Origin of the sequence: Ruegeria jejuensis (genome assembly GCF_041537905.1) — a bacterium.
GTDB lineage: Bacteria > Pseudomonadota > Alphaproteobacteria > Rhodobacterales > Rhodobacteraceae > Ruegeria_C.
Genome location: NZ_JBGRUO010000030.1, coordinates 1 through 12,009 on the forward strand (window position 1 = coordinate 1; position 12,009 = coordinate 12,009).

15 protein-coding genes are annotated in these 12,009 nt (G+C 57.1%); 2 read left to right on the top strand and 13 right to left on the bottom strand.

The window, feature by feature from the left end; all coding sequences use genetic code 11:
- Window positions 1-139: 139 nt before the first annotated feature.
- The 13 genes from AB1E34_RS23420 to traW are packed head-to-tail and all read right to left on the bottom strand — an operon-like array spanning window position 140 to window position 11,573.
- Window positions 140-1,414 (bottom strand): conjugal transfer protein TraG N-terminal domain-containing protein, encoded by a 1,275-nt coding sequence (locus tag AB1E34_RS23420; protein WP_372574725.1) that lies wholly within the window; start codon window positions 1,412-1,414, stop codon window positions 140-142.
- On the bottom strand, window positions 1,414-2,799 hold the full coding sequence (locus AB1E34_RS23425) for a conjugal transfer protein TraH (RefSeq protein ID WP_372574726.1): 1,386 nt from the start codon (window positions 2,797-2,799) through the stop codon (window positions 1,414-1,416). Before AB1E34_RS23425 ends, AB1E34_RS23420 begins: the two co-directional genes overlap by 1 nt.
- Window positions 2,796-3,164 carry a TSCPD domain-containing protein gene (locus AB1E34_RS23430; protein ID WP_372574727.1) on the bottom strand — a complete coding sequence of 123 codons (369 nt, stop codon included), beginning with the start codon at window positions 3,162-3,164 and terminating at the stop codon, window positions 2,796-2,798. The genes AB1E34_RS23425 and AB1E34_RS23430 overlap by 4 nt, the downstream gene beginning before the upstream one ends.
- Complete coding sequence (locus tag AB1E34_RS23435; protein WP_372574728.1) at window positions 3,161-4,366, bottom strand: DUF1173 family protein; 1,206 nt, start codon at window positions 4,364-4,366, stop codon at window positions 3,161-3,163. Before AB1E34_RS23435 ends, AB1E34_RS23430 begins: the two co-directional genes overlap by 4 nt.
- On the bottom strand, window positions 4,363-4,632 hold the full coding sequence (locus AB1E34_RS23440; RefSeq protein ID WP_372574729.1) for a hypothetical protein: 270 nt from the start codon (window positions 4,630-4,632) through the stop codon (window positions 4,363-4,365). The genes AB1E34_RS23435 and AB1E34_RS23440 overlap by 4 nt, the downstream gene beginning before the upstream one ends.
- The gene (locus AB1E34_RS23445) at window positions 4,625-5,446 is read right to left on the bottom strand and encodes a conjugal transfer protein TraF (RefSeq protein WP_372574730.1); all 822 of its coding nucleotides are present in this window, start codon (window positions 5,444-5,446) and stop codon (window positions 4,625-4,627) included. Before AB1E34_RS23445 ends, AB1E34_RS23440 begins: the two co-directional genes overlap by 8 nt.
- The gene (gene traF / locus AB1E34_RS23450; protein ID WP_372574731.1) at window positions 5,446-5,856 is read right to left on the bottom strand and encodes a conjugal transfer protein TraF; all 411 of its coding nucleotides are present in this window, start codon (window positions 5,854-5,856) and stop codon (window positions 5,446-5,448) included. Before traF ends, AB1E34_RS23445 begins: the two co-directional genes overlap by 1 nt.
- Window positions 5,853-7,169 carry a conjugal transfer protein TraN gene (gene traN / locus AB1E34_RS23455; protein ID WP_372574732.1) on the bottom strand — a complete coding sequence of 439 codons (1,317 nt, stop codon included), beginning with the start codon at window positions 7,167-7,169 and terminating at the stop codon, window positions 5,853-5,855. The genes traF and traN overlap by 4 nt, the downstream gene beginning before the upstream one ends.
- A complete protein-coding gene (locus AB1E34_RS23460) occupies window positions 7,160-8,593 on the bottom strand; it encodes a hypothetical protein (RefSeq protein ID WP_372574733.1) in 1,434 nt (477 codons plus the stop codon). The genes traN and AB1E34_RS23460 overlap by 10 nt, the downstream gene beginning before the upstream one ends.
- A 1-nt stretch (window position 8,594) precedes the next feature.
- Window positions 8,595-9,350, bottom strand: a complete 756-nt coding sequence (trbC, locus tag AB1E34_RS23465) for a type-F conjugative transfer system pilin assembly protein TrbC (protein WP_372574734.1) — start codon at window positions 9,348-9,350, stop codon at window positions 8,595-8,597.
- Window positions 9,335-10,321 carry a conjugal transfer pilus assembly protein TraU gene (traU, locus tag AB1E34_RS23470; RefSeq protein ID WP_372574735.1) on the bottom strand — a complete coding sequence of 329 codons (987 nt, stop codon included), beginning with the start codon at window positions 10,319-10,321 and terminating at the stop codon, window positions 9,335-9,337. Before traU ends, trbC begins: the two co-directional genes overlap by 16 nt.
- Entirely contained in the window at window positions 10,318-10,797 is a 480-nt protein-coding gene (locus AB1E34_RS23475; protein WP_372574736.1) for a thermonuclease family protein, read from the bottom strand. Before AB1E34_RS23475 ends, traU begins: the two co-directional genes overlap by 4 nt.
- Window positions 10,794-11,573, bottom strand: coding sequence for a type-F conjugative transfer system protein TraW (gene traW / locus AB1E34_RS23480; RefSeq protein WP_372574737.1), 780 nt, complete (start codon window positions 11,571-11,573; stop codon window positions 10,794-10,796). The genes AB1E34_RS23475 and traW overlap by 4 nt, the downstream gene beginning before the upstream one ends.
- Here traW and AB1E34_RS23485 point away from each other — a divergent pair.
- Together AB1E34_RS23485 and AB1E34_RS23490 are read left to right on the top strand one after the other, a co-directional pair.
- On the top strand, window positions 11,535-11,771 hold the full coding sequence (locus tag AB1E34_RS23485; RefSeq protein ID WP_372574738.1) for a BrnT family toxin: 237 nt from the start codon (window positions 11,535-11,537) through the stop codon (window positions 11,769-11,771). The genes traW and AB1E34_RS23485 overlap by 39 nt on opposite strands.
- Window positions 11,749-11,982 carry a BrnA antitoxin family protein gene (locus tag AB1E34_RS23490; RefSeq protein WP_372574739.1) on the top strand — a complete coding sequence of 78 codons (234 nt, stop codon included), beginning with the start codon at window positions 11,749-11,751 and terminating at the stop codon, window positions 11,980-11,982. Before AB1E34_RS23485 ends, AB1E34_RS23490 begins: the two co-directional genes overlap by 23 nt.
- The last annotated feature ends 27 nt before the right edge of the window (window positions 11,983-12,009 follow it).

The following is a 12,009-nucleotide window of genomic DNA, read 5'->3' on the forward strand; positions in this document are numbered from 1 at the left end:
TCTGATCCGCCCCGTGCACCTGGAAAACGTTCTTCGCCAAATCCAGGCCAATCATGCTAATCTCATCCATAGACGCCTCCATTCAGGTTGTTTGTAAACCCACAATGGCACACCAAGGCCAGCGGGGGCGTCTACACCTTCAGAGCCGTTCGACTGCGCGCACGCCGAGGTAATTGGCGAAGGACATGACGTAGTCGATGGAGGTGCCGTTATACTGGCCCATCGCCTCGCGGTAATAGCCAGAGCTGGCCTTCATCACCATGGAATGAAGAATGGCCGTGAGCGGGTCCCAGGCCGCAAGCCAGACAAAGCCGCCAAAATAGCCCTTGAGAACCGTCCAGACCAAAGGCGTCATCATCAGAACCATAGCGATCGGGAAGGCAGCGTAATAGAGCGCCTCAAAGACGATTTTCAGGAGCGGCACCCATCTAAGCGCGCTGATCCCAACGGCGCTGTAGCTGGCAGACGTTTGGGCCTCGGTCCGCGCCGCCTGATAGGCTGTCATCGCCGCGTTATTGCCAGATGACGCAATGAGGCGCTGGATGGAATCGTCCATCGCAATTAACAGCATCGATTGCCTTATCGATGTGACGGCCGTCGCAGAGGTACTACCGATGAAGTTTTGAAACTGGCTGAGGGTGCTCCCCATCTTGTTGCCCGCTGCTACCAGGTTGAGAGATGGGGTGCCGGCGTATTTTGCAGCGGCTTTCTGGAGGAGGACCTTGTTGACCTCCTCCGTGATACGGTTCTGGATCTGCGGCCAACCATCGGTGCAGGTGGTGGTGGCATCCAGAACAGGGTCATAATAGGCCAACGAGAGTGGAACATTGTTGGTGATGAAGGAATTGAGATAACCTGTATTTGCCAACCGGCCCGTTGGAACGATGCCGACTAGGGAGCCGTCCACAATGCAGTTTTCCATGAAGTTCACGAGACCTTCTTGAACCAGAGGTGTGACCGCGCGCCATCTGGTCGACTGGCTCAGGATCGTGGCTCCAAACATCATGCCGGAGCTCTGGTATGTGAGGTCATCGGGTGCTGCGAGAAGCGTTTCCATCGTGTCGGTCAGCGCGTCGCTGGTGCGCGACGTGAGCGAGCCGACAAAGGCAACGGACCAGGGCACGTTGTCCACGATACCGTAAATGCCGAGCGGCACGGTGGAATCCATGACGATCACTTTTGCCTTGGGACCAACGCCAATCCCAAGCACCAGTGCGGTGCCCAGAAAATAGGTCAGCGCGGAGCGGATCGAACCAAACAATGCAACCTGAAAAGCCGCTACAAGAAGACCCGCAACAATTCCGCCATACAGAAGGGCGTTGAAATTCGCAGAGGAGGTGAATGCGGCGAGATAGCTAAAGATGTCGTACAGGTAGTACCCGCCGCCAACAGTGTGGATCTCAAGCTCCGGCATCACTGACCCCCTGAGTTGGTCAGGACGCCGGCAAAGATCGCGTTTGTGGACGCTGCCAACTCACCCTTGGCGAGTTTCAGTCGATCAAGGTTGCTCAGGGCTTCTGCGTATTTACGCTGCGCCTGTGCCCGGAACTGCTGGAGAACCTGTCTGGACTGGCTGACCTTTTCCTGGAACTCGCGGTTGATATCGCCAGCAATGTCCACATTGGCCGCGCTTGTCAGGATCTCGTCAACAGCCTCATCAATATAGGCCATCGCGAGATCCACCGCGACAAGCTCAGCCATGTTGTTGATATCATCCTGGACGAAGCGGTACTTATAGCTCTTCGCGGTAACCAGGTGATCATAGATCGGGATGGTGGTCAGGTTGATCAGCGCGATGGAGGCGGCTGGTGGAGCCGTATCGTTGCTGATCGCGTCGGAAAGAGCCTGAATAGCGTCAGCCGTCACCGCAAACAACGCATTTGCCCGGACGAGGGATCTGGGGCCTGAGGTCGGGTTCAGGCATTCGTTTACCTCGTCACACCTGAGGACAGTAAAATCGCCCCCTTCCACCAGAGCGCGCGCCATCTCGGGAGACAGCGCTTTGGGTGGGATCGTTCTGTGTGTTGTTGGGGAATCGTCATCTGATCCGGCCACTGTGATGATTGTGCCGGTAAGCGTCATGAAGTATTCCGCGATCCTGCGATTGCTAACCAGAAACGCGTTCTTCTTTATGGCGCGCCAAGCGTAGTTGACGTTGGTGGGCACCTGGTCCGCAAGCTCCCCTGTTGCGCGGCCAATCGTGTCGCGGTGTTGACCACCGGTCCCGCAGCCATGACGCGCGGCAACGCGGTCGGCAAAGAAGCCGGAATAGCCACCAATAGTCTGGCACACATGCTGGGAGGCACCTTCCATCCTGGGCCAGAGCGAGCCTGTGAGCAGCTGGCCCGCTTCGCAGGAATTGATGTTGGCGGCATTCACCTGTTGGATCAGATCGCGCAGCTTGGCGACGATTTCCTGAACCGCCGGAGACAGGCTTTCCAGAGCCAGCTCAAAAGCGAAGCCGGCTGCATTCTGCATGATCGCTTCCATCAGCGCGATCAACTCTTCCTCGGTGATAAAGCTGAAGGCACCACCAAAAATGTCGATCCCGCCACAACCGGCACGAATGCTGGGAAGCTGAATTGCAGCAAGCTGGCTGTTGCGGGGTTGTGTCCGAAGATATAGGGAGCCAAGCGTCGCATATCCGGCCTGCTGGCCCTGATAGGCGGTGGGTTTAGTGACGTTCACGCCGCCGCCTGTGCGTTCCCAAAAGTCCCGAAGATCGCCACCGAGATCCTGAGCCATGGAAGGAAGTCCAAGAAACACCGCGAACACGGAACTGAGCAGGAGGTGTTTCATTGACTTTCCTCTTTCTCAGCCGCCCAAAGCGGGGGTTTGCGGACTTCATCAAGAACCAAACCAACAAGGCTGCCAAAGTTCACGGCAACGTTTTCGGTTTCGCGGCGCGAGAGCGAGTGGCCGATCTCCAAGGGTGACAGACCGTGCTGCAAAAGCAGGGAGATCAGGAAGCACACGTCCTGCATGTGATATTCAAGATCACTGCCTGACTTGAGACCGGCGCTGTAAAACACTTCTCGCGGACGGGCTGTGTCCTCGGGGTGGTACCCGACGGACAGGTGAATGGTTTGATCGCGCGGGATCATGACCTTCCGGTTTTTAGTATGCCGGCGCGTCGGAAGCGGCTTTCTCTGGTGAACGGTCATTGAAAACGTCCTTGTGGCAAATGGGGAAGGTCGGGCATTGGCTGATCGCCAAGCCAGAGCCAGGGGCTATAAGCCCCCTCCTCTGCCGTCGCATGCAGATCCGCGATCATTTGAGCGCTGTCGCTGATATCCGACACGAAGAGCGAAACCGGATTTTGAAGATCGGTGAGAACGCAAGACGCGATCGGCGCGTCAACATCGAGGTTGAACCGGAGTGACTTGAGAAAAGCGCGCTTGCTGGCGGTAAGGGTCTGCAGCAACTGGAATTCACGCATATGCTCGAAAGGGATCCAAGTCTTGTTAACAAGCATCAGGCCGATCTCCTGAAGAACCGGATACCCCTTGCGCGCGATCGAGAAGGTTGCGATCGCCATGATGTGCGTGTCACCCGCCATGTCGGCGAGCATCAGTTGATCCGCAAACACCTTTTCAAATCGTGTCGTGAGATCATCGTCGGCAAAAAATGGGCAGTCCGGGATCTGCTTGAACAGAAACTTCGCCCCAAGCCGGGTATGCTCATGGGTCTTGTATTCAGCAACGAGGATGCCGAGTGGCGCGCGTCCGGTTGGACGTCGCAGCGACCGGAAGAGCCTTTGGCGGCGCGCGGCATGCTCGGCCTTGGTGTCCAGTTTCCACGGCTCGGGAATATAGAGGATTTCAGCGAGGTTTTTGGACTTGGCAACCTTGCCCTGGGCCGCATCATTTACCGCACGATGCACGACGCCCCACCAGCGCTTGCCCTCCATCGCCGGAAACCACTTCACCAGCTCGGATTCATGCCAGAGATAATGCAGCAAAGCCGTGAGGCGGAGTTTCTTCGGCGCAACCTTGGCTTCCGTCGGTTTTTTGCCGGACGGCTCGGGAGGGGCCGCCCGCATCCCGCTCATCATCAGCGGAAAATCAATGCGCAGTGAGGTGATGCCGGTGTCAGCCTCTTCCTTGATCGCGGACCCCTGGACCTGCGAGAGACCGGACAGCTCATCGGGAGGAAGGAAAGATGCACAGCCAGGGGCATGTTCGTCACCCGTTGATGGCATCCGTTTGACGATGAACCGGCCATTGACGGCAGCGACATACATTCGAGGACGCGGTGAACAACATCCGCAGGTGACGCGTTCCCGGTTGCGATGGGCAGCGGCAAGCGCCTTCTGTCCCGTCTCGCTTGTCGGATCGATCGCGGTGTTGCCGATAAAATAACTCATACGATCCCCCCCTGATGATCAGGGTTTTCGGGACCCGATCCGGTCTCGCGAGGCTCAACTTCCTCTGAACTGTCGGGCACGAAGATCGCGAAGACGAGACTCACCACACCGATCACAGAGCTACCGAAGCCCCAAAACAGGAAAGGCAGGCAAAGGTGGAAATCTTCGGGCATCAGACCAAGGGCGAAGGCCGCTAAACACGCAATACCTGCAACAAGAGACCAAAGACCAAATGAAAAATCGGCAAGTTCGAAGTCCTTATTCATATCGCTCTCCAATCGGGATTTCGCGCACCACGCGGATGCGTTCGAGGATCTGGTCTTCGGTCAGAAGGCCGCCGCCAATGTGATCGACTGCACCATTTGTGAGATCGACAACGGCAACAAACGGGCGGGGAAACTCACTCATTCCGAGGCTTTCCAACTGACCGCTATCGGCGACAGCATCAGGGAAATGCTCGATGGCGCTGCCATCGGTGGAAACGGCCAGGATCTCCACTCCATACTGCTGGCGCATCGCGTCCAAAATCTGGCTTTGTGCGAGGCAGACCCGGCAATAGGCGGGATCATCAAAGACAAAGATCAGCGTGGCGTCCTCGGCGGCGCGTTGCAGAGCGGCCCGTTCGGCAAGGTTTTTCTGATCCTGATAGATATGCGTGCCCATCTGGGTCAGCGGGCGCTTCACGTTTGCGTCCAAATCCGGGTAACTGAACAGAACCCGTTGCCACACGGCGGTGAACTTCTGCGCCATGACAACCATTTCCCGGTTCACGCGCATATAGGCCTGCAGGTTTTCCGGGGTCGGTTCGAGAATGGCGCGGTGCTTCAGCTCATTTGCATGTTTGCGATAGGCCTCGATCTGTTCCGTGGCTGTCAATGGCTTGGGGTCCGGTTCGGGGGCGGGCTCAGGCGCTTGTGTCGTTTCCGGTTCAGGTTCGGGCTGGGGTTCGGGGTCCTCTTCCGGTTCCGGATCGCAATAGAAATGCCAGCCTGTGACCTCATCGCCATTGCAGAACAGTCGCGCCTCGGCGCCCTGGCCGAACAGCGTGATCAAAGCGGTTGAGATCAGCAGGCCCCGCATCAGTGAACCTCTTGCGCCGCCGCCAGAATGGCGTTGCTCACCCGCTGCGCGTATTGGCGCGCGTTCTTGTAACCGACGATCTCGGAAACGATCCTGCCGGCTGCGTGCGAATAGATCAGCGTCGTGGGGAATTGCTGAACAGCCGCCGCGACCGGATGCTCGCTTGCATCAACCACATCGGGGAAAGGCGCGATTGGCCGACCATCTTGGGATGCAACAAGAACAGGGATTGCGGCACCATCAACAATGGCGGCCAGGACGGGCGCGGCTGAATGGCACAGCGAACACCAGGAGGCCCCGATCAGGATCACGCCGATGCCGGGAACCTCGGTTTTGGGGGCCTCGGCAAAAGCTGCAGTGCCGGCGATCAGGCTGGCGACCGCAGCACTCAGGAAAACGCGTCTCTTCATGGGGTTTGGTCCTCATACACTTGCCGGGCATCCGTATCGGCGGACGGGTAATGGGAGTTGAAAAAGTCCTGGATGCCGCTGGAGACGGGCAGCTGTACATCGGCCATGATGTCGCCAAAGACCGGCGAGAAATCCATCTGGTCCACATCGACATTGGCGATGTCTTCGATGGTCACAAAGCTGCAATTGGGAATGTTCGTGTCGCCCCAGGACTCATTGGTCTGCTTCTTGAACTCTTCTATGAAGACGCGGCCAAACTTGGAGTTATAGGTGCAGAAGTAGTGGCGTTTCTTGATGCAAGCTCCCAGAACCTTTTCCTGGCAGCTGACGCCAATGTAGTGGGTGGCGCCGGCCTGACGCTTGTCAGCAAGGATCTCGGCGGATTGAGGGCATTGGGCAAGGTTCGTGAGAATGCCGCCGTCGCCACAGCAGTCGCGCCCCGGTGCATCCGAACAGGTCATTTCGGAGCCAACAAAGAACCGAACCTCGTTGGGGTCTTGCGTGTTCTGCGCCCGGAATTCGTTCTGCAATTGCGCCAGAATGTTCAACCAGGCTGCAGAATTGCCAAAATCGTCGGACGTTTCCTGTTCAACGCCAATGCAATTGTCCCCAACACATACATTGATCGGCTCACAGGACGTTTCCAGGGTGCCAGGCTCTTCGCCACACTGGTAATGAAATTGCCGGTTGGAGCAGACGCCGTTTTCTTCGGCCATGCAGCTATTGCCGACAAGCTGACAGGTTGGGTTGCTCTCAAGCGGACCACAATCGTTGTCGCCTTCTCCGGGCACGATGCAGCTGTATTCGCGCTCGCGCCGCCACCAGTTCCGGAAAAAGTCCCTGCGGTTGATTGTGCGGACCTCCGCGCCCTCAACCGTCACGGTGTTGCGAAGCTCGCATTGGGGGTTGTTGTCATAATCCGTGCAGGTGTTGACGATAGTCTGTTGAACGGGCCCGAATTGCGTATCCGTCAGGATAGCCGGGCTCATGTCGTCGTCTTCATTGAAACAGGAATACGTGAAGCGCGTTTGACGGCAGGCCCCGTTCTCATAGTCAATGCACTCCTCCGTCAGCTGGGTGCATTTGACACTGAGGGAAACACTCCTGCACTCATTTACAGGATCGGTATCGACACATTGCTGTGTACCTGCCTCCCGGACGCAATGAGAGGCAAGTTGAACGCCGCCGGCGTTGGATGTCCCATGTTCCAAACAGGAGTAAACTGCAGGTTGGCAGTTGATGTCAGCCTTGAGCGAAGTGCCGACCGAGAGGGTCAAAAACAAAGCGAGCGAAAAGTAACGGATCACTGACATTGCGCATCCCCATTGTTCTGGAAGCGATCACAGCAAGCCCCTTCAAACTCAAACGTAAGCTGCGCTGATCCGGCCTGCGCAACGTCTGTCTCGTAGACCACCCTGGTGGTGAGATCCGTGGATATGAAGCGCCGGGGTCCGACAGGGCGGGCATTGGCAAAGGTGTTGAGATCGAGAAATGTCAGCGTGTCGCGAACCACATTGCGGTTTGCTGGCAAGGAGGCGTATTGAACGCATTGATGGAAAAGTGTTGAAATACCGTTCCATGTATAGAGCGGGCCAATACCCTCGGGCACGTCATGACCCGATTCGAAGACGGTTGGCCCGCTTCCCACAATCGAAACCCACCGATTGGTAAGCCAGGGTTGATAATAATGTGGACGCATCATGATCCAGGCTTCGGGCATATGCCGATTGTTGGGATGGGAACTGATTTTGGTGTTGGTGTAAGCGACCAGGAGCCCGTCATTGGCCACGCTCGGACATTGCGTGCCATATGGGTTCGCACCCGGATTGGCGAAGTGACCGAGGCGCGAATTGACGTAAGTCCCGACCGGAACCCCGTCCTTGGTGACCTGAGCCACACCGCGCGCATCAACCCGACGAATGCTCACAGTTGAAGGCTGAAAGCGATCCGAAACAGAGATGGAGATCGGGTGTTTGACCAGGGCGGCCCACCGGGTTCGATGAAGGCCAATCGCAGGTTCTTGCGGATGCGCAGGGGTCGGAAGCGCAACCGTGGCGCGGTTGCCGTTCCAGGTTACGGTGCCGCCCGTTATGTTGACGTTGTTGCGAATGCAGGAATTTGCGTTCGAGTTCACAACGCAGCTGTAGCTATTCGTCTTGTCGCAGACCTTTACGAAATTCGCTGTCCGCACATCGCACCGGTACGTGTCGGTACGATCGACCCAAATATTGCGGATCAGCTCGCAGGTTTTTGTTTCGCGGGCGGGCGAGCTTTCGCAAAAGAAGTCCAGCTTGGTCGTCACCGGAAGATTGGGTTCGGTGCAGGTCCCGGTCTCGCTGGTGAAGTATTTGCCAGCGATATCTTCCGCATTCTCGTGCGCCCAATTGGCATCGTCCAGCAAAGGTCCCTGGGCATCGATCTCTACGTTCGGGCGCACAATCGCGCTTTCCTCCGTCGCGCGAAGAACTCGGCCCTGATCATTGTCGGCCTGCCGTGTTGTGAGGATCCGGTCCTCAAAGGTGTTGTGGTCCATATTGGTTTCGGCAGGGGTGCTTGTCTCATATGGCGTGACCACGTCATCAACGGTGGTGGCGTTGAAATGTCCCGATGGATCTCCGACCGACCCAACAGCTACACCGGCGCGATCCATGGCGTCCTGAGCATTGGCTGCTGAGCCAATCAGGAGGGCAAGCAAACCGAAAGCCGGGAGGGTTCTATGAAGCGGCAAGACGGACATCCTAGCGATCCCCTTCAAGAAGCTGCAGGGCTTGCTCGGACGCGACATCGCCTTGGTCGGCAATGAGGCGAAGGGCATATTCGACGGGGACGTTGCCCCCTACCCTGTCATGGGGTGGAATTGGATCATCCTCACATCCTGGCGTCTCGCAGACATCGACGCTCTCTGCCATGGCAATGACCTGGGGAACGCCTTCAACTCGGAACCGCGTGAAAATCGTCGGATCGATCGAAAACCCGACAGCGTCATCAACAGAACCAAACGTCTCGCGCAGGGCTGCTTCGGTCTCATAGACAGAGTTGTTGACGAACCCCCGAAAGACGATTGGCAGACCATAGATCTTGGCCTCTTCCATCATCTGTCGCAGCGAAGGTTTGGGCATCGAAAAGGAAGCCAGAAGGAACACCGTGGCCCCCGCGTAGCGCTCTTCCTCATCACCGCCGGGCGATACCGCGCCGTCCCCTGCCCCCAACAAAGCGCGCACGCGCGGATCTGACATGGCCCGATCCCGGATGCCCTCAAATTCGATACCCGAGAAGGCATTCTCGGCAGGATCTTGCTGGACGAGGCGCTCTTTCAGCGCTTCACCATAATTCTTTGCATCATCAACAATTGTGGCAAGCGGCGCGTCGATGGGCCCGGTGGAGCCAGGTGCGTATTCGACAACGGGCTGATCGTCAGATGTGTCTTGAGCAGAGGCCAAAACAGGACACATAACAGTGGTGGATGTGAGAACAGCGATCAGAGTGCGCAGCAATTTCTTTTCCTCCAAAACAGCCAGCCAAAGGACTCGCCCTTGAACGGGAATTCGCGAAGTGAGTCGATAAACTGGTATGAGAAGCCGACAGGGCCGCAGCCAAACCGGCCCGACGTCTTGGGTCGGGGGCGTGTGACCTGCATGCGGTATTGGCTCTTCTTGATAACCGGCAGCGATTCCGTCTGGCACAGGGCGCGATCGTCGGACGTTTTGCGGGCGATGAAGAGACGGTGCATGCGCGCCAGCATCTTTGTGGCGACCACCTGGCTTGCCATGACACCGCCGACATGAGCAGCAACATCGCCCTGAATGGGGTAGATGGACCCACCACAACCGGCGCACCAAAAGAGACCATCCAGGGGAAGGTTGCCGCTTGAGGCCGCCACGCAATCGGCAGCACAGGCGGCTTGTGCGATGGGATTTGCAAACAGGATGGCCTCGGGATTGATCAGGTTGTTCAACTCGGCATCCTGCCAGAGCGGATCAATCTCGGAGATATAGGCCACGTCGAACTGAGCCGATTGCAGGCAGAGGCCGTCAACAATGACACCCAGCCAGGAAATCAGCGGATAGAAGTAGTAATGCGCCTGCCAGCGTGATCCGGTGCTGCCGCCGTTCTGTTGTGTGGCGCTGGATTTGCCCAGCGACAACAGACCGAAATCCAACTCAAACCCCATGTTCACAAAACAGCCGGGCTCGTTGGCAACGTCCACAAGCCGCGCAGGTTCCCAAAGACCAATGGCGAGCCCGGGCCGCGGTGGAATGCCGGGACAGATACAGAGTGGAAATGCCTGATTGCGGGTATCAGGCCGACCGCCGCCACCAATGCTGAGACCACCGATTGAGATCGGGAAAATGCAATCCCAGCACACTTCGGTAATGGGATTGAGAAAGCGCTTGTTGCAGATCGCGGCCGCTTCGGTTGCGAGAACCGAAAAGACAAGCGCATAGAGAAGCGCAAACCGTTTCATGACTGGTTCCCTTCGTTTTGAGGCTTGTGCTTGGGAGAGCACCAGGATGAGCGCGGTCCAACAAAGTAAGGCTGCGCAAGCCCTTCCGAGATCAGGATGTGACCGACATCAATGTCGCCAACAGAGCCGTTTGCGATGAAGCGGCCGAATTGGTCTTTCCGCGATTTGACCCAGAGCGTGATACCGCCATGTTTGGAAATCAGCTGTGTAAGGCGCTGCTTGGCTCTTTCCCCGAGGGCACGTTCGCTGTCGCACTGCGCCTGGAAGGTTTCTGGGGTGTCATAACCGGAAAGCCGGTATCGATGGCCGTTAATCCTGATCGTGTCGCCATCTACAACCGCAATTTCCTCGGTGTCGTACCAGTAGGTATTGCTGGCGGTCGTCACACGCGTCGAAACCAGGCCATAGAGAGCGAGAAGCGATGAGGACGCCATAAAGCCAACAACAAGCGCGCCAATGAGTTTGTTGGAGATCATCGGACAACAACCTCCTCAACACGCATGACGGGATCGGCGCGGCTTACAACGGCAGGCACGTTGCGCACGCCGAACCGATCCACAAGCACGGCGTTCTGATCGAAGTAAAACCGCCGCCCATGCTCACGCATGAGGCCCAGCGGATCACCATTTACCAGAACCAGAAGGGTATCCAGCTCGTTACCTCTGGAGAGAGCAAACGAGACCTGTTCCGGATCATCCCCATCGAAAAGAACGATGCGCTTGTCAAAGCGCGAATAAGCCAGGGGGTTCACCACCGTGCCTGCGCGCGCAAAGATCTGGCCTTTATGGTCGGACAGATCCTCATTCAGTGTGATGCTCATATCAACGTCCCAGGTCGCGTATTCCTCGGCCTTGCCCAAACCAGGAACCGGGCGGGGACGCTCCACATAAGAGCGGGTCGTGTTCTGCATTTCCTCGCGCATCTGGTCCAGCTCACCAGCTGCCTCCATCTCCTTGAGACGAGAGTGGATCGTATCGAGCAGCGACGGTTCGGTGATCTCAAACAGTGGCCCGTGAACGCCAAGATCTTTGGCGTGGCTGAAAGATGCGGTGGCCAACAGCAACAGCAATATGGCTTGAGGAAGTGCGAGAGGTCTGCGTATTGGTGTGCCGACCCTGCAAGTCGCGCAGGTCTTGCGGTTGAAACTGTGAATTAACGTATGTATATTAAATCTGAGAACCTGGAGTGGGATGACAACAAGCGCGCTCAGACGATGAAGGAGCGCGGCCTTGATTTTGCCGATGTTGCACATGCGGTTTGGAGTCAGGCGTTGACGATCGAAGACACGCGAAGCGACTATGCTGAGCCCAGATTTGTAACGATCGCTCCGATCCATGAGCGGATCTGTGTGTTTGCCTGGTGCTGGCGCGGCCAAAACATGCGGATCATCAGCCTGAGAAAGGCCAATGCGAGAGAGGTTAAGAGATATGGGCAAAGCAGCCGAACATAAGCCGTATATCGACGAAGATGGTGAGGTGAGCGAACTTGACGACGCGTTCTTCAAGTCAGCCGCCCGCGGTCGCCCACCCTTGCCAGAAGGTGAAAAGAAGCAACGTGTCAGCATCATGCTGGATCCCGATGTGCTTTCGCGTTTGAAGGCCGATGGGAAAGGTTGGCAGACACGCGCCAACGCGCTTCTGAGAAAGAGCCTCGGGCTGTAACCCTTCATTCCAGCCACTCCGCGAGCT

What these genes read in the sequence shown, in the direction of transcription:
- AB1E34_RS23420 (WP_372574725.1), bottom strand. Translation starts at nt 1,414, where the DNA reads ATGCCGGAGCTTGAGATCCACACTGTTGGCGGCGGGTACTACCTGTAC.
- AB1E34_RS23425 (WP_372574726.1), bottom strand. Translation starts at nt 2,799, where the DNA reads ATGAAACACCTCCTGCTCAGTTCCGTGTTCGCGGTGTTTCTTGGACTT.
- AB1E34_RS23430 (WP_372574727.1), bottom strand. Translation starts at nt 3,164, where the DNA reads ATGACCGTTCACCAGAGAAAGCCGCTTCCGACGCGCCGGCATACTAAA.
- AB1E34_RS23435 (WP_372574728.1), bottom strand. Translation starts at nt 4,366, where the DNA reads ATGAGTTATTTTATCGGCAACACCGCGATCGATCCGACAAGCGAGACG.
- AB1E34_RS23440 (WP_372574729.1), bottom strand. Translation starts at nt 4,632, where the DNA reads ATGAATAAGGACTTCGAACTTGCCGATTTTTCATTTGGTCTTTGGTCT.
- AB1E34_RS23445 (WP_372574730.1), bottom strand. Translation starts at nt 5,446, where the DNA reads ATGCGGGGCCTGCTGATCTCAACCGCTTTGATCACGCTGTTCGGCCAG.
- traF (WP_372574731.1), bottom strand. Translation starts at nt 5,856, where the DNA reads ATGAAGAGACGCGTTTTCCTGAGTGCTGCGGTCGCCAGCCTGATCGCC.
- traN (WP_372574732.1), bottom strand. Translation starts at nt 7,169, where the DNA reads ATGTCAGTGATCCGTTACTTTTCGCTCGCTTTGTTTTTGACCCTCTCG.
- AB1E34_RS23460 (WP_372574733.1), bottom strand. Translation starts at nt 8,593, where the DNA reads ATGTCCGTCTTGCCGCTTCATAGAACCCTCCCGGCTTTCGGTTTGCTT.
- traU (WP_372574735.1), bottom strand. Translation starts at nt 10,321, where the DNA reads ATGAAACGGTTTGCGCTTCTCTATGCGCTTGTCTTTTCGGTTCTCGCA.
- AB1E34_RS23475 (WP_372574736.1), bottom strand. Translation starts at nt 10,797, where the DNA reads ATGATCTCCAACAAACTCATTGGCGCGCTTGTTGTTGGCTTTATGGCG.
- AB1E34_RS23485 (WP_372574738.1), top strand. Translation starts at nt 11,535, where the DNA reads ATGAAGGAGCGCGGCCTTGATTTTGCCGATGTTGCACATGCGGTTTGG.
- traW (WP_372574737.1), bottom strand. Translation starts at nt 11,573, where the DNA reads ATGTGCAACATCGGCAAAATCAAGGCCGCGCTCCTTCATCGTCTGAGC.
- AB1E34_RS23490 (WP_372574739.1), top strand. Translation starts at nt 11,749, where the DNA reads ATGGGCAAAGCAGCCGAACATAAGCCGTATATCGACGAAGATGGTGAG.